The organism is Amycolatopsis sp. lyj-346 (assembly GCF_046548975.1).
Taxonomy (GTDB): Bacteria; Actinomycetota; Actinomycetes; order Mycobacteriales; family Pseudonocardiaceae; genus Amycolatopsis.
The window spans coordinates 43,511-67,612 of sequence record NZ_JAJPWT010000019.1 but is presented as its reverse complement, the minus strand read 5'-3'; the positions used below and the strand labels follow the sequence as shown (position 1 = coordinate 67,612).

At 71.3% G+C, this 24,102-nt stretch carries 24 protein-coding genes; 13 read left to right on the top strand and 11 right to left on the bottom strand.

The window, feature by feature from the left end:
* Positions 1-63 precede the first annotated feature (63 nt).
* A complete protein-coding gene (locus ACLJQE_RS38125) occupies positions 64-537 on the top strand; it encodes an MmpS family transport accessory protein (RefSeq protein ID WP_410644451.1) in 474 nt (157 codons plus the stop codon).
* Positions 538-554: 17 nt separating this feature from the next.
* A complete protein-coding gene (locus ACLJQE_RS38120) occupies positions 555-1,298 on the top strand; it encodes an ABC transporter permease (RefSeq protein WP_410644449.1) in 744 nt (247 codons plus the stop codon).
* Here the strand turns inward: ACLJQE_RS38120 and ACLJQE_RS38115 are convergent.
* The 3 genes from ACLJQE_RS38115 to ACLJQE_RS38105 are packed head-to-tail and all read right to left on the bottom strand — an operon-like array spanning position 1,282 to position 4,303.
* Positions 1,282-1,968 (bottom strand): histidine phosphatase family protein, encoded by a 687-nt coding sequence (locus tag ACLJQE_RS38115; RefSeq protein WP_410644447.1) that lies wholly within the window; start codon positions 1,966-1,968, stop codon positions 1,282-1,284. The two genes, ACLJQE_RS38120 and ACLJQE_RS38115, sit on opposite strands and share 17 nt — an antisense overlap.
* Before the next feature lie 10 nt (positions 1,969-1,978).
* The gene (locus tag ACLJQE_RS38110; protein ID WP_410644446.1) at positions 1,979-3,862 is read right to left on the bottom strand and encodes a Na+/H+ antiporter; all 1,884 of its coding nucleotides are present in this window, start codon (positions 3,860-3,862) and stop codon (positions 1,979-1,981) included.
* A 33-nt stretch (positions 3,863-3,895) separates the two neighbouring features.
* Complete coding sequence (locus ACLJQE_RS38105) at positions 3,896-4,303, bottom strand: nuclear transport factor 2 family protein (RefSeq protein WP_410644445.1); 408 nt, start codon at positions 4,301-4,303, stop codon at positions 3,896-3,898.
* A 59-nt stretch (positions 4,304-4,362) separates the two neighbouring features.
* Here ACLJQE_RS38105 and ACLJQE_RS38100 point away from each other — a divergent pair, with 59 nt between their 5' ends.
* Entirely contained in the window at positions 4,363-5,748 is a 1,386-nt protein-coding gene (locus tag ACLJQE_RS38100; protein WP_410644444.1) for a carboxylesterase/lipase family protein, read from the top strand.
* Between the two features lie 83 nt (positions 5,749-5,831).
* Here the strand turns inward: ACLJQE_RS38100 and ACLJQE_RS38095 are convergent, their stop codons facing one another.
* The 4 genes from ACLJQE_RS38095 to rnhA form a co-directional block, all read right to left on the bottom strand.
* Positions 5,832-8,894, bottom strand: a complete 3,063-nt coding sequence (locus ACLJQE_RS38095) for a glycosyl hydrolase 2 galactose-binding domain-containing protein (RefSeq protein WP_410644443.1) — start codon at positions 8,892-8,894, stop codon at positions 5,832-5,834.
* A 109-nt stretch (positions 8,895-9,003) separates the two neighbouring features.
* Entirely contained in the window at positions 9,004-9,984 is a 981-nt protein-coding gene (locus ACLJQE_RS38090) for a hypothetical protein (RefSeq protein ID WP_410644442.1), read from the bottom strand.
* Between the two features lie 108 nt (positions 9,985-10,092).
* On the bottom strand, positions 10,093-10,473 hold the full coding sequence (locus tag ACLJQE_RS38085; RefSeq protein WP_410644441.1) for a YchJ family protein: 381 nt from the start codon (positions 10,471-10,473) through the stop codon (positions 10,093-10,095).
* A gap of 32 nt (positions 10,474-10,505) precedes the next feature.
* Entirely contained in the window at positions 10,506-10,967 is a 462-nt protein-coding gene (gene rnhA, locus ACLJQE_RS38080) for a ribonuclease HI (protein ID WP_410644440.1), read from the bottom strand.
* A 74-nt stretch (positions 10,968-11,041) separates the two neighbouring features.
* Here rnhA and ACLJQE_RS38075 point away from each other — a divergent pair, with 74 nt between their 5' ends.
* The 4 genes from ACLJQE_RS38075 to ACLJQE_RS38060 all read left to right on the top strand — a co-directional run bounded on the left by ACLJQE_RS38075 (position 11,042) and on the right by ACLJQE_RS38060 (position 14,103).
* Positions 11,042-11,746, top strand: a complete 705-nt coding sequence (locus ACLJQE_RS38075; protein WP_410644439.1) for a Crp/Fnr family transcriptional regulator — start codon at positions 11,042-11,044, stop codon at positions 11,744-11,746.
* Between the two features lie 112 nt (positions 11,747-11,858).
* Complete coding sequence (locus ACLJQE_RS38070; RefSeq protein WP_410644438.1) at positions 11,859-12,026, top strand: hypothetical protein; 168 nt, start codon at positions 11,859-11,861, stop codon at positions 12,024-12,026.
* A 231-nt stretch (positions 12,027-12,257) separates the two neighbouring features.
* Positions 12,258-13,196, top strand: coding sequence for a hypothetical protein (locus tag ACLJQE_RS38065; protein ID WP_410644437.1), 939 nt, complete (start codon positions 12,258-12,260; stop codon positions 13,194-13,196).
* A gap of 124 nt (positions 13,197-13,320) precedes the next feature.
* Positions 13,321-14,103, top strand: a complete 783-nt coding sequence (locus ACLJQE_RS38060; protein ID WP_410644436.1) for a DUF1684 domain-containing protein — start codon at positions 13,321-13,323, stop codon at positions 14,101-14,103.
* A gap of 17 nt (positions 14,104-14,120) precedes the next feature.
* On the opposite strand, the gene ACLJQE_RS38055 is transcribed toward ACLJQE_RS38060, so the two are convergent.
* The 3 genes from ACLJQE_RS38055 to ACLJQE_RS38045 all read right to left on the bottom strand — a co-directional run bounded on the left by ACLJQE_RS38055 (position 14,121) and on the right by ACLJQE_RS38045 (position 16,722).
* A complete protein-coding gene (locus ACLJQE_RS38055; RefSeq protein ID WP_410644435.1) occupies positions 14,121-14,612 on the bottom strand; it encodes a hypothetical protein in 492 nt (163 codons plus the stop codon).
* Positions 14,613-14,734: 122 nt separating this feature from the next.
* Positions 14,735-15,979: a hypothetical protein gene (locus tag ACLJQE_RS38050; protein ID WP_410644434.1), complete on the bottom strand. Its 1,245-nt coding sequence runs from the start codon at positions 15,977-15,979 to the stop codon at positions 14,735-14,737.
* 65 nt (positions 15,980-16,044) lie between these two features.
* Positions 16,045-16,722 (bottom strand): MBL fold metallo-hydrolase, encoded by a 678-nt coding sequence (locus tag ACLJQE_RS38045; RefSeq protein ID WP_410644433.1) that lies wholly within the window; start codon positions 16,720-16,722, stop codon positions 16,045-16,047.
* 121 nt (positions 16,723-16,843) lie between these two features.
* Here ACLJQE_RS38045 and ACLJQE_RS38040 point away from each other — a divergent pair, with 121 nt between their 5' ends.
* Both ACLJQE_RS38040 and uvrA read left to right on the top strand, forming a co-directional pair.
* Positions 16,844-18,049: an acyltransferase family protein gene (locus ACLJQE_RS38040; RefSeq protein ID WP_410644432.1), complete on the top strand. Its 1,206-nt coding sequence runs from the start codon at positions 16,844-16,846 to the stop codon at positions 18,047-18,049.
* Between the two features lie 76 nt (positions 18,050-18,125).
* Positions 18,126-20,987 carry an excinuclease ABC subunit UvrA gene (uvrA, locus tag ACLJQE_RS38035; protein WP_410644431.1) on the top strand — a complete coding sequence of 954 codons (2,862 nt, stop codon included), beginning with the start codon at positions 18,126-18,128 and terminating at the stop codon, positions 20,985-20,987.
* A 3-nt stretch (positions 20,988-20,990) separates the two neighbouring features.
* On the opposite strand, the gene ACLJQE_RS38030 is transcribed toward uvrA, so the two are convergent.
* On the bottom strand, positions 20,991-21,527 hold the full coding sequence (locus ACLJQE_RS38030; protein ID WP_410644430.1) for a fibronectin type III domain-containing protein: 537 nt from the start codon (positions 21,525-21,527) through the stop codon (positions 20,991-20,993).
* A gap of 222 nt (positions 21,528-21,749) precedes the next feature.
* On the opposite strand from ACLJQE_RS38030, the gene ACLJQE_RS38025 reads away from it, so the two are divergent.
* The 4 genes from ACLJQE_RS38025 (at position 21,750) to ACLJQE_RS38010 (ending at position 24,094) form a co-directional block, all read left to right on the top strand.
* Positions 21,750-22,247, top strand: coding sequence for a hypothetical protein (locus ACLJQE_RS38025; RefSeq protein ID WP_410644429.1), 498 nt, complete (start codon positions 21,750-21,752; stop codon positions 22,245-22,247).
* Positions 22,248-22,393: 146 nt separating this feature from the next.
* Positions 22,394-22,945 carry a sigma-70 family RNA polymerase sigma factor gene (locus ACLJQE_RS38020; protein ID WP_026469270.1) on the top strand — a complete coding sequence of 184 codons (552 nt, stop codon included), beginning with the start codon at positions 22,394-22,396 and terminating at the stop codon, positions 22,943-22,945.
* Positions 22,942-23,649, top strand: a complete 708-nt coding sequence (locus ACLJQE_RS38015) for an anti-sigma factor family protein (RefSeq protein ID WP_410644428.1) — start codon at positions 22,942-22,944, stop codon at positions 23,647-23,649. The genes ACLJQE_RS38020 and ACLJQE_RS38015 overlap by 4 nt, the downstream gene beginning before the upstream one ends.
* Before the next feature lies 1 nt (position 23,650).
* Positions 23,651-24,094, top strand: coding sequence for an SRPBCC family protein (locus tag ACLJQE_RS38010; protein WP_410644427.1), 444 nt, complete (start codon positions 23,651-23,653; stop codon positions 24,092-24,094).
* Positions 24,095-24,102: the final 8 nt, after the last annotated feature.

Here is a 24,102-nt window from a genome sequence, read left to right as displayed (position 1 = left end):
GTCACGGCGAGATATAGGTCGACGCACTCGACGGAAGTGCGCGCGACGAGAGAAGACCTCTCCATGGGCGTTCTCACCGCGACCCGCCCCGAGCGCGACTGCGCCGGGCGGGCTCGGTCGGCCGGCAGCTTCGTCGTCATCCTCGGCGTGCTCGCCGCCGCTTTCGCGGTGACCGCCCACATCGTGCCCCGGTCCACGCGCGGACCCGGCCAGGAAGAGGCCGCCGGCGCGCCGGTCGCCCCGGCCGCGGTGCGCACGGTGAGCCACAGCGTCGTCTACGAACTGCTCGGCGCGCACGGCGCCCGCAACGTCACCTACGCCGCGGCGGGCTCGGCGCTCGCCCAGCAGGCCGAGGTCGCGACGCCGTGGGCCACGCAGTTCACCCGGGTCGGCCCCGCCGGCCGCACCGAGTTCTACAGCGTCGCCGCCCGCAACCCCGGTCCGGGCGCGCTGCGGTGCCGGATCGTCGTCGACGGCGTCGTCGTCGCCGAGAAAACCGAGACCGAGCCGGGGCGCCTCTTCAGCTGCGCCGTCTGAGCGGCAGGATCGGCGGCGTGAACGCCGCGATCACCTTCGGCCCCGCCCTGGTGGCGGTCCTCGTCCTCCTCACCGTCGCCGGTGCTGCCGTCGTCCGGGCCGGTGGCCTCGGCGAGGGGCTCGCGGTGCTGATCGCCGCCGCTCGCGCGGTCGCGCAGCTCGCCGCCGTGTCGCTGGTGATCACCGCCGTCCTGCGCTCGGCGCCGCTCACCGGCCTGTTCGTGCTGTTGATGTTCGGGATCGCCGCGGTGACGTCGGCGCGGCGGGTCGGAACCCGCAAGAACCTCCCGTGGGCGGCGCTGGCCATCGCCGCCGGCGTCGCGCCGGTGCTGGCGCTGGTCCTCGGGGCCGGCGTGGTCCCGCCGCAGCCGATCGCCGTCGTGCCGATCGCCGGCATCGTGATCGGCGGCGCGATGACCGCGACGTCGCAGGCCGCCCGCCGCGCCCTCGACGAGCTGAAATCCCGCCACGGCGAGTACGAAGCCGCGCTCGCCCTCGGCTTCCTGCCCCGCCCGGCCGCGCTGGAGATCTGCCGCCCGTCGGCCGGGCACGCGCTGATCCCGGCGCTCGACCAGACCCGCACGGTCGGCCTCGTGACGCTCCCGGGCGCCTACGTCGGCGTCCTGCTCGGCGGGGCGGGCCCGATCCAGGCCGGGATGACGCAGGTGCTCGTGCTGATCGGGCTGCTGGCCGCGGAGGCCGTCTCGATCCTGGTGACCGTGCAGCTCGTCGCGGCCGGGAAGCTCAGCCGAGCGGAGTAGCCAGGTGGGCGGTGTCGTTGAAGCGCCGCACGATCCAGTGGTCGCCGTGCAGCACCAGGTGCGAGATCGACCCGTTGTCGGCGCCGAGGAACGCGAACCGCTCGACCGAGCGGCTCGCCTGGGCGAACACTTCGCCGATCACGCCGCCGTGGGTGAACACCGCGACGCGCTGGTCGGGGTGCGCGGCCGCGATGCGGGTCAGCGCGCCGCGCAGCCGGGCCCCGAAGCGCTCGTCGGACTCCGCGCCCGGGATCACGTCCCAGCGCTGCTCGGTCCACAGCCGCTCGACGACCGGGTGGCCTTCGGTGGTGTACTTCCGGAACAGGCCGTTCTCCCAGTCGCCCAGGTGGATCTCGCGCAGGTCGGGCTCGACGACCGGGGTCAGCCCCAGCTTCTCCGCCAGCGGCGCGGCCGTCTGGACCGTGCGGCGCAACGTCGTCACGTAGATCGCGTCGATCCGCTCCCCGGCGAGCCGGACGCCGACGCGCTGGGCGTGGTCGCGGCCCTCCGGGGCGAGGTCCGGGTCGGCCTGGCCGTCGACCAGCTCGAACGGGTTGTCGCCGCGGGCAGGAGCCGACTCGCCGTGCCGGACCAGGAAGATCTCCGTCGCGCCCGGGGGCGGGCTGAAGCGGTGCTGGCGGTACTCGATCTCCTGCTCCGGCGTGCTCATGGCCCCGACATTAGCCCAGCTGCTTGTCCACGAAACACCACCGCCACGTCTCGCCCGGCTCGAAACTGCGCATGACCGGATGGCGCGATTCGTGGAAGTGCCGGGTCGCGTGCCGGCGCGGCGAGGAGTCGCAGCAGGCGACGTTGCCGCACTTCAGGCACATCCGCAGGTGCACCCACGTGGTGCCCTCGGCGAGGCAGGCGGCGCAGCTGTCGGCCGCGCTGGGCTCCCTGTCCACCCACTCGTGGGCCAGGTGCTTGCACGAACCCGCCGTCGCGGCCGGGGTGCGCAGCTCGCGGCCCTCCACCTCGGGCTCTTCCTCGTCGCGGTCGAGCATCGACTCCTCGATGTCGAGCCGTTCCAGGATCTTGCGCAGGACGTCGTCGTCGGCGCTCCCGCTGGCGCGGGCCTTGAGGAACTGGTCGCGTTCCACTTCGAGCAGCTCCAGCCGCAGCCGGCGGTACGCGTCGCTCGGCGTCTCGGCCAGCGTGCTCTGCCGGCCGAGCTGTTCCCACGCCGAGTCGGCGCGGTGCTGCAGGCGATCGCGCAGGCGCTGGATGATCTCCGGCGGGTCGTCGGGCTGCCGGATCTCCTCCAGCTTGGTCAGCGCCGCGCGGGTCATGTCGTGGAGCACGGCCGCCTCCTGCAGCGCGTCCTCCGCGGGGTCCGGCCGCGGCAGGCGCAACCGCCGGATCAGCGGCGGCAGCGTCATGCCCTGCACGGCCAGGGTGCCGGCCACGACGACGAACGCCGCGAGCACCAGCACGGCCCGCTGCGGGGTGTCCGTGGGCAGCACGAACGCGGCCGCGAGCGTCACCACCCCGCGCATGCCCGCCCACGCGATGACGGCCGAGTAGCGCCACGGCCAGATCTTCCGCTTGGACCGGCCGGGCAGGAGGCGGCGTTCGAGCCGCTTGACCGTGCCGATGCCGGCCAGCCACAGCACCCGGGTGAGGATGGTCGCGCCGAGCACGGCCACGCAGATCCAGGTCAGCATGGCCAGCGACAGCCCGCTCTCGCCGACCTCGGCGAGGATCCGCCGCAGCTGCAGGCCGATGAGCAGGAAGACCATGTTCTCCAGCAGGAACGCGATGGTCTGCCAGTTCAACCGGGACGCCAGCCGGGTGGAGCCGGACAGGATCTGCGGCGCCTTGTGCCCGAGGATGAGCCCGGCGATGACGACCGCGAGCACGCCGGAGCCGTGGATCGCCTCGGCCGGGATGTAGGCGATGAACGGGACGGCGAACGACAGCGCGGTGTCGAGCACCGGCTCGTTCAGCCGGGCGCGGATGAACGCGGCGACGAACCCGACGACGAGCCCGACCACGGCCCCGCCGATGGCCGCGCGGAAGAAGTCGGCGCCGACCTGCCAGAGGCTGACCGAACCGGCCAGCGCGGCGATGGCCGTGCGGAGGGCGACCAGCGCGGCGGCGTCGTTGAAGAGGCTCTCGCCTTCCAGGAGCCGGATCAGCTTGCGGGGCATCCCGACCCGCCGGGCGACGACGCTGGCGGCGACCGCGTCCGGCGGGGCCACCACCGCGCCGAGCGCGATGCCGCCGGCCAGCGGCAGGCCGGGGATCACCGCCCAGGCGACCAGGCCGACGCCGACCGCGGTGAACACGACGAGCCCCACCGACATCAGCCCGATCGCCCCGCGGTTCTTCCGGAAGTCGACCAGCGACGTCTGGATGGCCGCCGAGTACAGCAGCGGGGGCAGCAGGCCGAGCAGCACGACCTCGGGGTCGAGCTGGTACTCGGGCACGCCGGGGACGTAGGAGGCCGCGACGCCGACGACGATCAAGCACAGCGGAGCGGACCAGTCCAGCCGCCGCGCCACCGCGCTGACGGCGAGGACGGTCACGACCAGCGCCACTATCTCTGCCGCTATGTGCACGGGCCCATCATCACCCGGGCGTCGCGGCGGGCGTCACCGGGCCAGCTCGGGGAGCACCTCCGCCACCAGCTGGGTGTCCATGTACTCGGTGATCTCGCGGATCCGGCCGCCCGCCACCCGGAAGACGAAGCAGTACTTGTTGTCGTACCGCGCCCCGGCCTTGGTCGCGACGCTGCCCTGCGTCTCGACCACGACGACGTCGTCCTCGGCGACGAACCGGCTCGCGGTGCTCGTGTAGGAGCCCTCGAACTGCGCCCCCAGCGGGCCCAGCAGGTCGCGGCGGACCGAGTCCTTGCCGCGGAAGGTGCCGGCCCAGCTGTTGTGCCCGCTGACCGTCCAGGTGACGTCGTCGGCCATGGCGGCGACGAGCGGCCGGATGTCGCCGGTCGCCCAGGCGTCGAAGGCCGTCTTCAGGAGCTGCTTGTTCTCCGCTGCGGTCAAGATCCCTCCAGGGTGTGGGCTCCAGTCAACACGGTGGAGCAACTCCCTAGGCTGACGGCGTGACGACGGTGGAGATCACGGCCGGCGCCGTGCGCGGGTCCGAACGGGACGGGGTCCGGACGTTCCTCGGCGTGCCGTACGCCGAGCCGCCGGTGGGGGAGCTGCGGTTCCGCGCGCCGCGTCCGGTGCCGCCGTGGCCGGGTGCCCGGGACGCCACCGAGTGGGCGCCGCGCGCGCCGCAGCCCGAACTGACTGGGCGCGGCTTCACCGGTGACGAGGACTGCCTCTACCTCAACGTCTACGCGCCCGCGGAACCCGGCTCGTACCCGGTGCTGGTGTGGATCCACGGTGGGGGCGGCGTGCTGGGCGCGCCGCACCAGTTCGACGCCTCGGCGTACGCGCGGCGAGGCGTCGTCGTCGTGACCGTCGCCTACCGGCTCGGCGTGCTCGGGATGCTGCACCTGCCCGGCGTCGCCGACCCGAACCTCTCGCTGCGCGACCAGGTCGCCGCCCTCGAATGGGTGCGGGACCACATCGGGGCGTTCGGGGGCGATCCCGGCCGCGTCACGCTGGCCGGGCAGTCGAACGGCGGCCGCACGGTCGGGACGCTGCTGGCCGTGCCCGCCACCCGCGGGCTCGTCCACCGGGCGATCGTGCAGAGCGGCACCGGCGTCGGCTCGGTCGTCCACACCCCGTCCGAAGGCGCGGCGGTGGCATCGGCGGTCCTCGACGAACTGGGTGCCGCGCCGGAGGACCTCGCGACGCTGCCCGTGACGCGGATTCTCGAAGCGCAGCAACGGGTTTCGGCGGCGTCCGGCACCAAGGTGACCTACCGCGTGGTCGTCGGCGACGAGCTGCTGCCCGCCCGTCCCCTCGACGCCGTCCGCGACGTCCCGCTGCTCATCGGGACGACGGCCGACGAGGAGGACCTGTTCGGCTGGCTGCAATCGGGTGGCGCGAAGCTGCTGGGCGCCGGCTCGACGATGCTGACCGCCGAGGAGGTCGAAACGGCCGTCGCGGCCTACACCGGCCTGCTCGACTGGCCGGAAGACCAGATCCGCAACCGCGCGCTGACGGCGGGGGACTGGTGGATCCCGGCGATCCGCTTCGCCGAGGCGCAGCCGGACGCCTGGATGTACCGCCTGGACTGGCGGATCGCCCCGCGCGGCCGTGGCCTGGGCGCGGCACACGGGCTCGACCTGCCGCTGGTGTTCGACGACATCCGCAACCGCAACTGGCGGTTCCTCTTCGCCGGGCGCCCGTTCCCGGCGGAGCGGATGCAGGCGGTGGCGACGGAGATGTTCGACACCTGGGTCCGGTTCGTCACCACCGGCGACCCGGGCTGGCCGCGCTACACGACGGCGGACCGCGTCACGCGCCTGTTCGACGACGTCTCCACGACCGTCTCCGATCCCGACCGCGCCCAGCGCCTCCTCTGGAACTGACCAAGGGGGGCACTTTCACGTGAAAGAGCCCCGTCCCTCGGAGGCGGAGCTTTCACGTGAAAGCTCCGCCTCCGGGAGAGGAACTAGAGGGTGATCTTGTCGACGTTCGGGCCGCCGTTGGCGGTTGTCGCGGTCGCCTTGATCTTGTTCGTCCCGGCGGCGAGGGAGACGGGCACGGTGACCGTCTGCCACGTGTCCCAGTTGCCCGTGCCGCCGAACGCCACCGCCGACGCCACCTTCGTGCCGTTGACCGTGATGTCCATCGGGCGGTTCGCCGTGGTGCCGTTGGCGAAGCGCAGGACCACGTTCGCCGGTCCCGCCGCGGCCGCGGGCACGGAGAACTCCACCGCGCTGCCGGTCGCGTTGCCGTAGTTGACGAACCCGGTGCCGGTGTAACCGAGGTGGTTGGCTTCCACGGCGCCGTTCGTGATCGTCGCGTCCTCGGCCTGGTGGTCCACCGGGCCGGCCGAGCCGTCCGCGGGAACCGTCTTCGTGCCGGTGTTCCAGCCCGCGACCCGCACGGACGGCTTGGCGCCCTTGAGATCCGCGGTCCGGTACGTCGCCGTCAGCGTGGCCGACTCGCCCGGCCAGAGGGTGACCTGGTTGTCGGTCCACCGCACCGGCAGCACCGGCACGCCCGCCGTGCCGACGACGTGCGCGTCGACGAAGAACGCCGGCACCTTGCCGGCGGTGCCGTTCTTCAGCGTCACCTTGGTCGTCGTGGTGCCGTCGCCGTTCGTCGTCGAGGACGCCGTCGTGTCCACCGCCACCTGCGCCAGGCCGTTCAGCCCCGAGAGGTCGGCGTAGGACGTGGTCGGCGTGTAGTACCAGTCGCTGTTGGCCCAGTCCAGGGTGTCGGCCTTGGTGGACAGCCAGTACACGTTGCGGCTGACCTCCTTGCCCGACGAATCGGTCAGGACCAGCTTCGCCAGGTACGTCGTCGACAGCCCGCTGACCGAACCGATGGTCAGCGCCGTCGTCTTCGCGCCGTCACCGCCCACCGAAACGGCCTTGTTCTGGGAGAACTTTTCCGTCCCGTCGAGGTTGTAGAGCTTCACGGACGCGGTCAGGTTCGACGCCGCGTCGTGGTTGTGGTTCACGACCACGACCGACCTGGTGTCGTAGGAGTACTGGATGTGCAGTGGCTCGTTCGCCTTCTTGGCCCCGAAGTACGAGCCGTTCTGGTCGAGGTAGGCGTCGAACAGCTGCCAGTGCAGGGACGTCCAGCCGCTGTTGAGCATCCAGTAGATGAGCCCGGTGGCCGGGTTCGAGCTGTCGCTGAAGTTGCGCGAATGCGACTCGAACTCGGCGCGGACGTTCTCGTACTGCGCGAGCTGCGCCTTCCGGACGAAGTCGGCCAGGCTCGTCGGCTTGCCGTAGCGGCCGGTCAGCGCGTCGCTGAACAGCTTCAGGTTCGAGAAGGTCGACGACGAGGACCGGTGGTACTGCGGGGTCGACGGGCTCTGCCACATCGTGTCGAGCTCGCTCGCGGACATCATCCGCTTGAGCGTGTCCATCGTCGGGATGTCCGGCCCGGCGCTGGTTTCGGAGTTGAAGCTCCACGCGCCGCCGAGGTCGCTGTGCGCCTTGTCGTACCAGTAGTTCGGCGGGACGTAGTCGTACGGCCCGTTCATCTTCATCCCGGACGACCCCAGCTGCGGCGACGACTTCGCCGACGCGGCCGGCACCACCGGCGTGGCCCAGTCCGCGGCGCTCAGGGCGTCGAGGTAGTTCTTCTCGATCGTCGCGTCGGGGGCGAAGTCACTGCCGATGAGGAACGAGATGACGCTCGGGTGGTCGCGCAGCCGCTCGGCCTCCGCGGTCATCGACGCCTTCGCGACCGGGTAGTCGGCGGCGGTCCAGGGGTCACCCTTCTCGCTGCCGTTGACCTGGCCCTCCCACTTGTCGCAGCACTCCCAGCCGGGCAGGGTCAGCACGCCCATCCGGTCGGCGAGGTCGAAGAACTCGTCCGGCTCGATGTGCCCCTCCAGGCGCACGGTGTTGAGGCCGAGGTCCTTGACGTAGGCGAGCTTGTCCGCGGCGGCCTGGGCGTTCCAGCGCAGGAACAGGTCCGGCGAATAGCCGCCGCCCTTGATCAGCAACGGGCGCCCGTTGATCGTGTACAGGCGGCCGCCGCTCGAGTTCTTGTTCGCCGTCACCTGGCGGATGCCGAAGGTGGAGTGCGAGGAGTCCGACGCCGTGCCGCCGACGCTCACGGTCAGGTCGAGGTCGTGGAGCGGCTGCCCGCCCATCCCGGCCGGCCACCAGATCTGCGGGTTGCCGATCCCGATGACCGGGAAGGTGACGGTCTTCTTCTCCTTGGCCGCCAGCGAGACCGGTTGGCTGATGGCCCGCCCGGCGACCGTGCCCGAGACCGTCGCGCTGACCGCGGTGGCCGAGTCGTTGCGGACGTCGGCCTTCACCGTCAGGTCGGCGTGGGTCAGCCCGGTCAGCTTCGTGACGACGTGACCGCCGCGCAGCGCCACCGGCCCGCTGCGGCGCACGAGGACGTCCCGCACGATGCCCATGTTCTGGTCCGGCGGGGTCTGTGCCCAGTCGATCCAGCCCATCGACAGGTCCTTGTTCGGGTCGTTGGGGTAGACCTTGAACGCGACGCTGTTCGTCCCGGCTTTCACCAGCGCGGTGATGTCCAGGTCGTGCCGGGTGTAGGCCCCGTTGACCTGCGTCTTGTCGGCGACGCGCGTCCCGTTGACCCAGACGTCGGCCTTCGACAGCACGCCGCTGAAGTCGAGGTACGTGCGCTGGGTGGGGTCGGCGATCGTGAGGTCGGTGCGGTACCACCACGGGACCTGGAAGTCCGCGACCGGCACGTTCTTCATGTTGGTCGAGTAGAACGGGTCGGCGTACTTGCCGTTGGCCAGCAGGCCGGCGTAGACGGTCGAGCGCGGGCCGACCGGGTACCAGCCGGACGTGTTGTAGCCGGGCTTGGAGACCGCCGAGTCGTCGCCGACCTGCGCGGACGTCTGGATCAGGAAGCCGGGGACGGCGGTCGCCGGTGCCGCGGCCGCGACGACCGCCCGCACCGGTTCCTGGCCGGTGGCCGACGCGACGCCGGCACCGCTGACCGCGACGGCCAGCGAGGCCGCCACGAGGAGAGTCCGGGTTCTCTTCTGCCGATAGCTCACTAGCGCGCCTCCTAGGCACCCACGGCGGCGGGAACGATCGTTAGGGAACTTTCCTAACTATTGCGGACGATCGTAGCGGCCCGATCACGCGGAGAACAGGGGCGTTTCGTCAGACGCGGGCGGCCTGCCACGCCGCGGCGGCGCGCAGGGCCAGCAGGAGCGGCAGGGAACCGTCTTCCCAAAGCCGTGGGGGAAGTGCCTCGCTGAGCGGGACACCCCCGGCCAGCGCGGCACCGATCGCGGGGAGGTCGACGTCGAAGAGCGTCAGGCCGGCGCTGTAGAGCCGCTCGCCGCTGACCGGACGGCGCCGGGTGACCTCGGCACTGCCGACCGCGAGCCGGGTCAGGCCGAAGAACTCCGGCTTGGCGCCGCGCTCCATCCAGCGCGCGAAGCCGACCACCTTCGTCTCCCGGACATCCGCGGGGGTGAGGCCGCTCTCCTCGCACAGTTCGCGTTCCATCCCGGCGCGGACCGCGGTGTGGAGGAACCGGCGCGGGCTGCCGTCGGGCGTGCGCAGGTCGCGCGGCTCGAGCGAGCCGCTGCCCGAGGGGGCGAGCAGCAGCCCGCTGACGGAGTTGAGCGACGACTGCCGGACGGTGACCAGCTTGCCGTCGGTGGTGAACGCGACCGTCGAGACGCCGACGAGATCGGCCAGCGTACTGCCGCTCAGCTCCCGGAGGGCACCGGCGGTGTCGGTGAGCTCGGCCTTGCGCAGGTCGTACTCTTCGCCGGTGTCGGTGCGGGTGATGCGGAGCGCGGCGAGCTCGTTCGAGCAAACGGCGTCGAAGAACCGCGCCCGGTGCAGCCGGATCGGCGCGGGCCGGGCGCCGGCGGCGGGCAGCGGATCGCCGCGCATGCCGACGATCGGGCCGTTGAACAGCAGCCGGCCACGCGCGCGGAGCGGCAGCACGTGCGGCGCGGTCGCCTTGAGCGAGGGCGGCAGCCGGTAGGGCTCCTCGGCGACGTCGATGGTGTGCCGCTCTTCCCACAGGTCACGGTCGATCGCGGCGCTGACCAGCGCGGTCCCGCGGGCGGGCACGGCGAGGTACTCCGACGCAGCACCCCGAGCCCCGAGGCGGCGAGCGGCCATTCCCGGGCACCGATGAAACCGAAGTAGTCCGCCTTGGCACGGGCGCGGCGCGTCAGTTTTCCCATCGCCGCACTGTTTAGCACGAGGGCGGGCCCGGCTGGGACGGCTTTACGCTTCCGCGTCGAGGTAGACCCAGTGGCCGTCCTCACGCCGGAAGCGGCTGTTCTCTTCGAGGAAGCCGTCCCGGCCCTGGTGGCGGTAGTGCGCCCGGAACTCGACGGTGCCTTCGGTGTGCAGCAGGCCGCCCCCGGTGCGGCCGAGGATCTCCAGCCGCGTCCACTCCTGGCCGGGATCGAGCTTGAGCTGCCGGGGCCGCGTGCGGGGGTGCCAGGTGCGCAGCAGGTAGGCGGTGTCGCCGACGGCGAAGGCGCTGAACCGCGAGCGCATGAGCAGTTCGGCGGTGGGAGCGGTGAGGCTGCCACCGTGGAACCGGCCGCAACAGGCGGCGTAGGACTCGGCGAGGCCGCACGGGCACGGAGCGGGAGGCATCGGGAAATTCTGCCACGACCGTCCACACCGGACTAACCCGCGTTGACCGGCTTCCCGCTTTCCCGTGCCTCCTGCGCACCCCGCACCGCGAGCCGGTCCGCTCGCTCGTTCTCCGGGTGGCCCGCGTGGCCCTTGACCCACAGCCACTCGACCTGGTGCTCGCCGATCGCCGCGTCGAGGCGCTTCCACAGGTCCGCGTTCTTCACCGGTTCGCGCGCTGTCGTCTGCCAGCCGTTGTTCTTCCAGCGGGGCAGCCACTGCGTGATCCCGTTGCGCACGTACGTGCTGTCCGTGAACACCCGCACCTGCGACGGCCGGGTCAGGCTCTCCAGCGCGCGGATCGGGGCGGTCAGCTCCATGCGGTTGTTCGTCGTCGGGGTGGCTTCGCCGCCGTACAGCTCGCGCTCGTGCCTGCCGTACCGCAGCACCGCGCCCCAGCCGCCCGGTCCCGGGTTTCCGCTGCACGCGCCGTCGGTGTAGATCTCCACGTCCACGCGGCGACCCTACCGGTCGCGGTGCTCGCCGGGAGCCGCCACGTCGGGTTACGGTGGGCCTCCGGAGGGGAACCATGAACGGGCAGGACGACACGGCGGAGGGGGCACTGCTGGCCTACCTCGCCGACACCGATCGCGAGTACCTGCTCGCCCGGGGCACCCGGCGCCGGTTCCGCGCGAACGACGTCGTGCTCATGGAAGGCGACCCGTCCGACCACGTCCACGTGCTGGTCTCCGGCTGGGTGCGCGTCTCCACGATCGTCGAGGACGGCCGCGAAGTGCTCTTCGGGTTGCGCGGTCCCGGCGAGGTGCTGGGCGACCTCGCCGCGGTCACCGGGCGGCCGCGGTCGGCGTCGGTGCGCGCGATCGAGCCCTGCACCGTCTTCCAGCTCACCGGTGCGGAGTTCGTCGACGTCCTGCACGCGCGGCCGTCGATCGCCATCGCCACGATCAAGACGGTCGCGGCCCGGCTCCGCAGCGCCGAGTCCGCCCGGATCGACTCGGCCGCCTTCGACGTCAGCCGCCGCGTCGCGGTGGTGCTGGTCCGGCTGGCCGAGGAACGCGGCCGGACCGTGCCGGAGGGGGTGGTCGTCGACGCGCTGTCGCAGGAGGACATCGCCGCGCAGATCGGCGCCGCCCGGCGTACCGTCGCACGGGCGCTGCGGGTGCTGCGGGAGCGCGGGATCGTCGAAACCGGCCGCCGCCGGTTCCTCATCCGCGAGCTGCGCGTCCTGCGCGCCTTCGCCCACTCTGAGCCAAACGGCACACAACACCCGTGACAGCGGGCCTCTGAGGGGACACGCCGCCCGGGGCATCCTGGAACCCGGCCGGAAAAGAATGCGATGCCATCCGGCCGGATTCCAATTCGAGCGAGGTCGGGGAGTCCTTGTCGTGAACGTCTACTGCAAAATTTTGACCCTGGTGAAATCGGTCTTCACCGCGTTCGTGGTCGGCGCCGTCGCGGGTTTCGCGGTGGCTGCCGGAAACGCGGCGGAGCCGGCCGCGCCGACGTTCCACGGCTCCGCGCCGCTTTCCGCCTCGGCCTGGGTACAGCGATGAGGAGGTGTGTCTGATGGAGAGCCACTCGATCTGGGCCCTGATCTTCGGGGCCGCCTGAGCCGTGCCGGAACCCGGTCGGCCGGCTCGTGGGGGGTCGGCCGGCCGGGCATTCCGCGAATATCGATGTCCCGGATCTGTCCCTTCTTGGCAAGAACGGAAACTGGTAACGTGGGCAAATCTTCCGCGCGGGAACGAGGGGGTGGGACGACGGAAGAACACACCTTCCCGTTCGTGCGCGAGCTGAACGAACTCCGCCGCGGCCGCGGGCTCGACGCGGCGGACCTGCACCAGCGGATCGGCCCCTGCCTGCGGGCGGCGTGCGCGATCACCGAATCCGACCAGCCCGCCGCCGCGCGCCAGAAGCTCGTGCTGCGGCTGACCGAGCTGTGCGGGCGGCTGCCGCCGGACCTGAAGCTGGCCGCGCTCGCGGCGCTCGGCCTGCACGAGGAGGCCGCGGGGGAGTTCCTCGACCGGCGGATCTCGTGGCTGGCCAGCGTCCTCGACCGCGACCCGCGCACCGCCCGCCGCCGGATCGACCTGGCGTTCCGCCGTCTCGACGAGCTGCTCGGCGCGCCCGCGCCCCGCAGTGACCTGCACCCGCTGGCCGGCTGGTACATCGAGTCGATGAAGGCGAGGCTCCGGCTCGACCGCGACCCGCCGGAACTGCAGGAGGAGCGCCGGATCGTCGCGGAGGTCGACGAGCTCGACGAGCTGGTCCTGCCGTTCAGCGTGCCGGCCGAACCGGGTAGCGACCCGGTGCCGGACATCACCGCGGACGCGCTGTTCGGCGGTGAAATCGTCGAAGCGCGCCAGGTGTCGGCGAGCCACGCGCAGTTCATCATGCGGCTGCCGAACCCGCTGCGGCTCGGCCAGCGCCACGAGTACGGCATCCGGTTCACGCCGAGGCGCACGCAACTGCGGCCGTACTACGCCATGACGCCGTTGCGCCGCTGCGAGGAGTTCTCGGTGCGGGTCCGGTTCGACCGGGCGGCACCGCCGTCGCGGGTGTGGCGCCTCAACGGCGTACCGGGCCGCGTGGTCGACGACGGCGTCGACTCGGGCGACGCGCTGACGATCAACCGGGTCGGCGAGGTCGGCCTCGAGTTCCACGACCTGCACCAGGGCCTGAGCTACGGGCTGCAGTGGTCCTTCGACCCGCCGGAGCACTGACCCGCCGGAGCACTGGCCGCCGACGCATTGGCCGCCGGAGTACTGGCCGTCCGGATGCTGGGACGCGGAATAGCGGCGCGCAGCCCGGGTTGGCATGGTCGTAGCCGACGGAAGGGGCGCCGCGATGAGCACGTTCACCCAGGAGTGGCAGGACTGGAAGGCCCGGCGCGAGACCGACCTGGCCGAGCCGCACGGCTGGCTGGCGCTGGTTTCGCTGGACTGGCTGACGGACTCCCCGCGGGAGTACCCCGGCATCCCGGGCCGCTGGTGGCAGGACGCCGACGCGGCCTACGTCGACCCGGCCGGCGCCTCGCTGGCGCACGAAGGCGAGCCGATCACCGGCGTCCGGCGGTTCGAGCTGGTCAACAGCGGCGCGGGCACGCGGGTGCTGGCCGGCGACGTCGAAATCGAGGTGGCCCGCCGGTCCGGGTACCTGATCCGCGTCCACGACCCGAAGGCCGAGGTGCTGCGCGAGTTCCGCGGCGTCCCGGCGTACGAGCCGTCGCCGTCCTGGGTGCTGTCCGGGCGGTTCGAAGCCTTCGCCGAGCCGCGGCCGACCACCGTGGGCGCGGTCGTGGAGGGCCTGAGCCACGTCTACACGGCGCCGGGCGTCGTCCACTTCTCCCGTGATGGAGCGTCACACACGCTGACGGCGTTCAACGGCAAGGACGGCGGCCTCAGCATCCTGTTCACCGACGAAACCAGCGGCGTGACGACCTACGCGGCCAACCGGTCGCTGCCGGTCGGGCCGCCGGCCGCGGACGGTTCGGTGACCCTGGACTTCAACCGCGCGGTGAACCTGCCGTGCGCGTTCACGGACTTCGCGACGTGCCCGCTGCCGCCGGCGGGCAACCACCTGCCGTTCGCGGTCGAGGCGGGGGAGAAGACGCCCTACGAGCGCGGCTGACTCCCCCGCCCGCCGGTTCAGTGGGCGACGTCGATCACGACGCGGTTGGGCGCGGTGAGCGTGAAGACGTTCACCGCGGTCCGCGACCGCACGCCGAGCCCGACGGACAGCTGCCCCTCGAAGTCCCCGGTGACGGCGACGGCCATGACGTTGCGCAGGTTCCGCGTCCGGAACTTCCGCGGCCCGGGGTAGGTCGGGTTGCCGTCGCCGTCGTGCGCGGCCGCCGGGGTGGCGGCGACGTTGATGAAGAACTCCCCGGTGAGCCACACGACTTCCCCGCTCGCGTCGGCGGTCAGCTCGTCGACGAGCTGGTAGGAGACGGCGGGCGCGGGCCCACTGGAGAGATCGAGCACGACCCGGTCGAACCCGGCGTTGAGCCCGGTCCGGATGTTGGTCATGGTGGCGGTACCGGGACCGGCGGCCTGTGCGGGCCCCGCGGCGGCGAGGATCCCGCCCCCGGCGATCAGCAGGGTGACGGCGGCGAGTGCGCGCAGCTTCGGTGTGGACATGGTGGGCCTCCTGGCAGAACGGACCGGTGGAAGCCCCAGCGCTGGGTATGTGGGAGAGACGTCCGGTTCGTCCGGTGAGTTGCCCCGGCGTCCTCGATCGTTACCCGGCTGCTCCGTCCGTGTCAGCCGCGGTCGCCGTGGGTCAGCGAGAAGACCGTCCCGTCCGCAGTCGCGGAGTAGACCTCACGCGATGCGGGTGGCCGCTCCGAGTCCCGCCACTCCTGAAGCTGATCGGCGAACTCTTGCTGGGCCTCCATCACTGCCCCGGCGGATCCTCCGGTGAGCTGTTCATCCACTCGCGCGGCTATGCCGTACCTGACGGTGAGCCGCTCTCGGCCGAAGCCGAAGACGAGGCTTGTGCCGCGCGCTGTTCCCACCGGTGTTTCGAACGTCACCCGCTCTCGCGGCCGTCGCTGCATCCGGTTCTGCATCACTTCCGGCGCCCACAGCTGGATCGCCTCGAGGTTGCCGCCGAAGTCCGCGAGCGTGGCCCAAGACGCTCGGATCGAGGCACTCGTGATTTCGGCTGCCGAAACGTCGACCCGGTCCGACTCGAAGCGGAAGCTCTTGACCCGGTCGATCGTTTCCGCGGTGACTTCGTAGGACGGCTCATCGTCCTCGTCTTCGGTGTCCAGCGCCAGGTACGACGTCCGGCTTTCGCCGGTGACCATCGAGGTGGCCAAGCCGCGCGGTGCCCGGCCGCCGACCGTTACCCCATCCAGCTGGCCGACGGCACGTGCGAGCTGCGGCACGGCGTTGCCGGGGTTCTTCGTTCCCTTGCACTCGAGCACCCGCAGCACACAGCGGCTTCTGTCCCGCCGGTCGCCTCCGATGAGGAGGTAGTCGGGGCGCCGGGTGCCGATGTGTTCGACCGCCGCGCTCGACCCGAAGACGAAGCGGGCGTCCAGGGCCACGTCGATGTCGACCACCGTACGCAGAGTGGCGGTACTGGTGTCGTCGAACCAGCGCGCAGCCAGGGCCGCCCCGAACGCGATGCCCATTTCTTCCGAGGTCACGCGCCGCTGGTTGCCGGCGATGCGGTGGCCGGCGTCGCTCACGGCGAGCTTCGGCAAGCGAGAGTGAGAGTAGTCGTGCGTGAAGAATCCCAGGTAGCGCAGAAGGCCCCACCACAGGTACCGGTCCAGCACGTCGTCCTGGTACCGGGGCCGTGTCACGTAGGTCAACCAGTGCAGGGCCTCGAGCGGACGGAGGAAGATGCCTTCTTCCAGGCCGGTCGCGGGAGACAACGCCGCACGAGGAGGGCTGAACTCTTTGCGCTGCTGTACCTGCCGGACAAGCGCGTCGTCGCTTTGTCCTGACAGGTACACCGGCGTGTCGACCACGGTGAACGCGTCTTCGAGATCCAACTCCTGCCCCCTGGCTGCTGTCGTTGCCGGTGGGCCGCTCCGGGTGGAGCGGCCCACGCGATCGCTCACCAGCCGCGCTCGCGCCACTCCTCGAGCTTCGCCCGCTCCGCGCCCAGCGTCGAGTCGTCGCCGTGGCCCGGGTAGAACCACGTCTCGTCCGGCAGCTCCCCGAAGAGCCGCGTCTCCACGTCGTCCAGCAGGGACGTGAAGTTCTCCGGTGACGACGTCTTCCCGATCCCGCCCGGGAACAGCGAGTCGCCGGTGAACAGGTGCGGGTGGCCCGCCGGGTCTCGGTACAACAGGGCGATCGAGCCCGGTGTGTGGCCCCGCAGGTGGATCACCGACAAGGTGACCTGGCCCACCGTCAGCGTGTCCCCGTGCTCGACCAGGAAGTCCGGCGGTACCGGCAGCGGCTCGGCGTCAAGGGGGTGGGCCGCCGTGTTCGCTCCGTTGGCGCCCGCGACCGCGCCCAGTGCCTGCCAGTGGTCCTGGTGCTGGTGGGTCGTCACGACCGTCTTCAGCGCCGGCCGGTCCGGGCCGTGGCCGATCAGGTCGGAGATGCGCTCGGGGTCGCTGGCCGCGTCGATCAGCAGGGCTTCGTTCGACTGCCGGCACACCAGGAGGTACGCGTTGTTGTCCATCGGGCCGACGGACAACTTGGTGATGGTGAGCGCGTCCAGGGTGCGGCGGGTGGCGTCGCCGCCCGGGTCGACGTGTCCGGTGTAGGTGTCCACGATGTTCACCCAGCACACGGTAGTCGTTTCACTCCAAGCGGTTCCACCCGCACAAGCGCGCGGGCGCCGCGGCACGTAGGCTCACCGCGAACCCCGCCCAGCCGCTGCGTGCCCCGACCTCAGGACGACCGTGCCCACCTCCCCGACGCCGCGCCGGATCAGCTGGGACCTCCTCCGGGTCGTCGCCGTCCTCGCGGTCGTCCTCGGGCACGTCACCCACCAGGGTGCTCTGCTCCACCCGGAACTCACGGGGTACCCCGTGCGGGTGACGGCGCAGTTCGGTGCCGCGATCCTGCTGGTGATCTCCGCCTTCTTCGTTTGCGTCAGCCTGCGCAAGGGCAATCCCCGCCGGTGGCTGTGGAACCGCGTCGCGCGGCTGGTGCCCGCGTACCTGGTCGCCGTCCTGGTGACGTACGTCGTGACGCGGTGGGCCGCCGTCTCCTTCAGCGGCCTGCCGTACCCGCCCGGCGTCACCGGGTTCCTGTTCGGCGTGCCGCCGGGGCCGCCGACGAACCCTTCGCCGTGGTACATCCCGACGTGGCTGGACCTGCTCGCCAACCTCGGCATGGTGCAGGAGTGGGGCATCCGGTCGGAGACGTTCTACTACCTCGACGGCTCCTACTGGACGCTGCCGGTGCAGCTGATGGCGTTCACCGGCGCCGCCCTGCTGTGGCCGCGGCCGTGGCGCACCCACCGGCTGACCGTCGCCCTGCTGTGGGCGCTGATCCTCGGTCCGCTCGCGCTCCGGTTCCTCGTCTTCGCGCCGGGCACGGCGAGCCCGGTCTTCGAGACGTGCTACTACGGCCTGGGCCTGCACCGCCTGCACGTCTTCGCCGTCGGCGTCGCGATCTGGCTGTGGTCGCAGCGCCGGCTGCGGACCTGGCACGTCGCGCTCTTCGCGGCCGCCGCCGTCGCCGCCCAGGACCTGCAGGTCTTCCCCTTCCACGCCGCGCTGCCGCAGGACGCCGAGCGCTGGCCGTCCACGATCGGGTTCGCCGTGCTGCTCCTGCTGGTCTGCCTGGCCGCCCGCGGCGCGGACTGGCGGTTCCCCGGTTCGGTGCGGATCGCCCCGGCCGTCACCTGGCTCGCGGGCATCTCGTATGGTCTTTATCTGGTGCACCAGGAACTGGGTTACATCCTGGCCCGTGCTCTGCTCGACCTCGGTCTCCCCGGCTGGCTGCGGCTCCCCGCGGTCGTCGGCGCCGCCGTAGTGGCGGGCTGGGCGGTCACCGCGGGGGTCGAACGCCCGGCCCACCGGTGGCTCACCACGCGCCAGAAGCCCGAAGAACCGCAGGTCAGAGACGCGGAATCAGTTTCTGTCGGTGGTGGCTCGTAGCATGGATCGCGGCCACCCGTGCAGCTTGAGACCGGGTCGGCGACCGCAACTGAGAATGACCTGAGAGGACCCTGGCGTGGCTGATCGCCTCGTTGTTCGCGGTGCCCGCGAGCACAACCTCCGCGGTGTGGATCTCGACCTGCCCCGCGACAGCCTGATCGTGTTCACGGGCCTGTCCGGGTCCGGGAAGTCGAGCCTCGCCTTCGACACCATCTTCGCCGAGGGGCAGCGGCGCTACGTCGAGTCGCTCTCGGCGTACGCCCGGCAGTTCCTGGGTCAGATGGACAAGCCGGACGTCGACTTCATCGAGGGCCTCTCGCCCGCGGTGTCGATCGACCAGAAGTCGACCTCGCGCAACCCGCGCTCCACCGTGGGCACGATCACCGAGGTCTACGACTACCTGCGCCTGCTCTACGCCCGCGCCGGCAAGGCGCACTGCCCCAAGTGCGGCGAGGCGATCAGCAAGCAGACCCCGCAGCAGATCGTCGACCAGGTGCTCGCCATGGAGGAGGGCACCCGGTTCCAGGTGCTCGCGCCGGTGGTGCGCGGCCGCAAGGGCGAGTACGTCGACCTGTTCGAGAACCTGCAGCAGCAGGGCTACGCGCGCGTGATCGTCGACGGCACCATGCACCCGCTCACCGACCCGCCGAAGCTGAAGAAGCAGGAGAAGCACCAGATCGGCGTGGTGATCGACCGGCTGAGCGTGAAGGCGGCGTCGCGGCAGCGGCTCACCGACTCGGTCGAGACGGCGCTGCGGCTGGCCGACGGCCTGATCGAACTCGAGTTCGTCGACCTGCCGGAGAACGACCCGCACCGCATCCGCGGCTTCTCCGAGAACCTGGCCTGCCCCAACGGCCACCCCCTGGCGATCGAGGACCTCGAGCCGCGCTCGTTCTCCTTCAACTCGCCCTACGGCGCCTGCCCCGAGTGCACCGGCATCGGCATCCGCAAGGAGGTCGACCCGGAACTGGTGGTCCCGGACGACGAGCTGTCGCTGGCCGAGGGCGCGATCGCGCCGTGGTCGGGCGGGCAGAGCGCGGACTACTTCATCCGGCTGCTCGAGTCGCTGTCGGAGACCATCGGCTTCCGGATGGACACACCGTGGCGGCGGCTGCCCGCGCGCGCCCAGAAGGCGGTGCTGCACGGCGTCGACGAGCAGGTCCACGTCCGCTACAAGAACCGCTACGGCCGCCAGCGCTCGTACTACGCGGCGTTCGAGGGCGTCATCCCGTTCCTCGAACGGCGGCAGGAGCAGACCGAGTCCGACTACATGCGCGAGCGGTACGAGGGCTACATGCGCGAGGTGCCGTGCCCGGCCTGCCAGGGCACCCGGCTCAAGCCGGAGATCCTCGCGGTGACGCTGGCGCACAAGACCCGCGGTGACATGTCGATCGCCGAAGTCTGCGCGCTGTCCATCGCGGAGGCGTCGCAGTTCCTCGACGAGCTGGAGCTGGGGCAGCGCGAGGCGATGATCGCCGGCGCGGTGCTCAAGGAGATCCAGGCGCGGCTGCGCTTCCTGCTCGACGTCGGCCTGACGTACCTCTCGCTCGACCGCGCGTCGGGGACGCTCTCGGGCGGCGAGGCGCAGCGGATCCGGCTCGCGACGCAGATCGGTTCCGGTCTGGTCGGCGTGCTGTACGTGCTGGACGAGCCGTCGATCGGCCTGCACCAGCGCGACAACCACCGGCTGATCGAGACGCTGACCCGGCTCCGCAACCTCGGCAACACGCTGATCGTCGTCGAGCACGACGAGGACACCATCCGCTCCAGCGACTGGGTGGTCGACATCGGCCCCGGCGCCGGCGAGCACGGCGGTCACATCGTCCACAGTGGACCATACAAGAAGCTGCTCAAGAGCAAGGAGTCGCTGACCGGGCAGTACCTGTCCGGACGCCGGAAGATCGAGGTGCCCGCCATCCGGCGGCCGATCGACAAGAAGCGGCAGCTGACCGTCGTCGGCGCGCGTGAGCACAACCTGCGCGGCCTCGACGTCTCGTTCCCGCTCGGCTGCCTGGTCTCGGTCACCGGCGTCTCCGGCTCGGGCAAGTCCACGCTGGTCAACGACATCCTCGCGACGGTGCTGGCGAACAAGCTCAACGGCGCCCGCCAGGTGCCGGGCCGCCACACCCGGATCAACGGCCTGAACAACGTCGACAAGCTGGTGCGCGTCGACCAGTCGCCGATCGGGCGGACCCCGCGGTCCAACCCGGCCACCTACACCGGCGTCTGGGACCACGTGCGCAAGCTGTTCGCCGCGACCACCGAGGCGAAGGTGCGCGGCTACCAGCAGGGCCGGTTCTCGTTCAACGTCAAGGGCGGCCGCTGCGAGGCGTGCGCCGGCGACGGCACGATCAAGATCGAGATGAACTTCCTGCCGGACGTCTACGTCCCGTGCGAGGTCTGCAAGGGCGCCCGGTACAACCGGGAGACCCTCGAGGTGCACTACAAGGGCAAGACCGTCTCGGACGTGCTCGACATGCCCATCGAGGAGGCCGCCGAGTTCTTCGAGCCGATCAAGGCCATCCACCGCCACCTGCAGACGCTGGTGGACGTCGGCCTCGGCTACGTCCGGCTCGGCCAGCCCGCGCCGACGCTGTCCGGCGGCGAGGCGCAGCGCGTCAAGCTGGCCAGCGAGCTGCAGAAGCGTTCGACGGGCAAGACGGTGTACATCCTCGACGAGCCGACGACCGGCCTGCACTTCGAGGACATCAACAAGCTGATCGGCGTGATCAACGGGCTGGTCGACAAGGGCAACTCGGTCATCGTGATCGAGCACAACCTCGACGTGATCAAGACCTCCGACTGGATCATCGACATGGGCCCCGAGGGCGGTTCCGGCGGCGGCCAGGTGGTCGCCGAAGGCACGCCCGAGCACGTCGCCGAGGTCGAGAGCAGCTACACGGGCGAGTTCCTGCGGACGGTGCTCGCGGCGCAGTAGCGGCTACCGCTCCTTCCCGGTGGTCTGGTGGACCACCGGGGAGAGCGGGCCGTAGTGCAGGGCCCGGAGCTGGTAGGCCGAGCCCTCTTCGCCGGGCAGGAGCGAAAGCACGCACGTCGTGACGTCGGGCCCGGTCACCTCGACCGGGTCGAACTCCGTCGCGCCCGGCCGCCGGATCTCCAGCAGGAACCCGGCTTCGTCCGGCGTGCGGTCCGGCCACGTGAACGTCACCGTGTCGCCCGATCCGCGCGCGTGCAGCTCTGTCGAGACCGGACCGGTGAACGGCTGCACCCGGTAGTGGAACGGCGTCTCCGGGATCAGGTCCGGGTGGTGGTAGCTCGTCACGTGCGGCGGCAGGAACCGCAGGGTCGTCCACGGGCCGTCCGGGGCGTTCGCGTACTCGACGCGGTGGCCCGCGCCGTCGTCCGGCCAGCCGAGCAGCACGTCCGTGGGCGAAGTCAGGGTCGCCGTGAACGCCGGCGCGGACGCGGCGCAGCCCGTGGCCAGCAGCACGACCAGGGCGAGGGGTTTGACGGGCACGGCAGCCTCCCGGACCGGGCGGGGCGGCGGCGCGGACGTGATCAGCTTAGGAACCCGCCCGCACGGCGACAAGATCGTGCCGATCACCGGGACACACCAATCCACCGGCGAACCGGCACCGAATGGCGTGAATCCGGCTGAACCGTTTCGCGATCGCGGCCGTGTTCTGAGGTGTCGAGGTCCGCCGGACGGCGGTGCCGCCCTCACCGAGGAGAGAACGTCATGAACCGTATCCGGCCGGTGGTCACCAGCGCGGTGGCGCTCGTCGCCGTCGCCTCGTTGTCCGCCTGCGGCGAGATGGCCGACGGCGCGCAAGGGCCGCAACACGGGGAGCCGGGGCACAAGATGCTCGCCGTCTCGACGATCGAGGGGGTCGGCGCGGTGGTCACCGACGCCGACGGCAAGACGCTCTACCGGTTCGACAAGGACCTCTCCCAGCCGCCGACGTCCAACTGTGACGGCCAATGCGTGACGTCGTGGCCGCCGCTGCTCGCCGGGGTGGCCACGCCGATGCTCAAGGGCATCCAGGACACCCAGGTCGGCACGGCGACCCGCAAGGACGGCAGCACGCAGATCACGCTCAACGGCTGGCCGCTGTACGAGTACGCGGGCGACAAGGTCGCGGGTGACATGAACGGCCAGGGCGCCAACGGCACGTGGTTCGCCGTCGCGCCGGACGGCAGCAAGATCACCGCGAAGGCCGGCGGCGCCGGGTACTGACTGACGACGGGTTTCCGGGCAGGACGAGGAAGGACGGGCAGCCGATGAACACCATGGTCGCGCTGCGCTCGACGCACGCACCGCCGGTGGAGCTGAGGGTTGCACTACTGTCCTCGACGACTCAGAACACCGTCGGGAGGACGAGGGTGGCCATAGGAGGCAGGCGGCCTAAGAAGGCCAAAGGCGAAGACCTGATTCGGCAGCTGTACGCCGAACACGGGCGAAGCCTGCTGGCCTACGCGACGAGGCTGACCGGGGATCGCGCGGCAGCCGAGGACGTGGTCCAGGAGACGCTCGTCCGAGCGTGGAAACACGCGGACGATCTGCAGAACGACGGGAAGGGCTCGGTGCGCGGCTGGTTGCTGACCGTCGCGCGCAACCTGGTCACCGACCGGGCACGGGCCCGGGCGGCACGGCCACAAGAGGTGGCCGAACCGGCCGAAGGCGTGCCGACCCCGGCCGTCGAGCGCGATCACGCCCAAGGCGTGGTCGACTCGATGACCGTGCTCGGAGCGATGGACGGGCTGTCCAACGAGCATCGAGAGGTCCTGGTGGAGATCTACTACCGGGGACGGACGGTGGCCGAAGCGGCGAGAACACTGGGCGTCGCACCGGGTACCGTGAAATCAAGGTCGTACTACGCACTAAGAGCACTCAGAGCAGCGATGATTTCGAGCGGAACGGAGGTGGCGCGATGAACTCGGTGGACGAGAGTCACACGCAGCTCGGCGCGTACGCCCTCGGCGCGCTCGATCCCGGGGAGGCGGCCGACTTCGAGCGGCGGCACCTGCAGACCTGTGCACAGTGCCGGTTCGACCTGAACGAGCTCGTGGCCCTGCGCGACTCGCTCGACGAGGTACCGCCCGAGGCGTTCCTCGAAGGGCCGCCCGAGGGTGGGGACCTGCTGCTGCAGAAGACCCTGCGCCGGGTGCGCGACGAGGAAGAGCGGGTGGCTCCGGCCCGGACGTCACGCCGGGGGCTGGCCCTGGTCGCGGCGGCGGTGCTGGTGGTGGCCGCCCTCGGTGGCGGCGTGCTGGTGGGACGGCAGACGGCGTCCTCGGACGTTGCGGTGCCAAGCCCGCAGTCGGTGGTGCCGGGCACGAAGGACGTCCGGGCGACCGACGCCTCGACCGGCGTGCAGCTGGCCGCGTCGGTGGCCCCGTTCCAGGGCTGGGTCCGGGTGAACGTGGCCGTGAAGGGCGTTCCAGCCGGCGAGAAGTGCCTGCTGCAGGTCACCACGAAGGAAGGCCAAGCGGTGACCGCCGGCAGCTGGCAGGTGTCGGAAAAGTGGGAGAGCCAGGGCTTCTCGCTCGACGGGTCGGCGCTGGTCGCCCCCGACGACGTGAAGTCGGTCGACATCGTCACGGTGGACGGCCGGAAGCTGGTCTCGGCCGAGGTGTGACGTGACGGGCGCGCAGTACCGGTTCCGCAGCACGTGGCTGCTGCCCGGAACCGCGCCCGGGCGGGTGTTCGACGTGGTCACCGACCTCGCCGGCTACCCGCGGTGGTGGTCGGACGTCCGCGCGGTGCGCCGCGTGGACGACGACACCGCCGAACTGGTTTGCCGGTCCCGGCTGCCGTTCCGGATCATCGTCCGGATGCACCGGGACCACCAGGACGAGCGCTCGGGCCTGATGCGGGTCAGGCTCAGCGGCGACCTCGACGGGACCCTGGCGGGCGCGGTCCGCGCGGCGGGCGCGGGCACGCTGCTGGAGATCACCCAGGACGTCCAGGCCCGGAAGAAGTTGCTGCGGCGCTTCGACACGGTGGCCCGGCCGCTGTTCCGCGCGAACCACGCGCTGATGATGTGGCGGGGCCACCGTGGGCTTTCGGCCTACCTCACCTGACCCCCGGC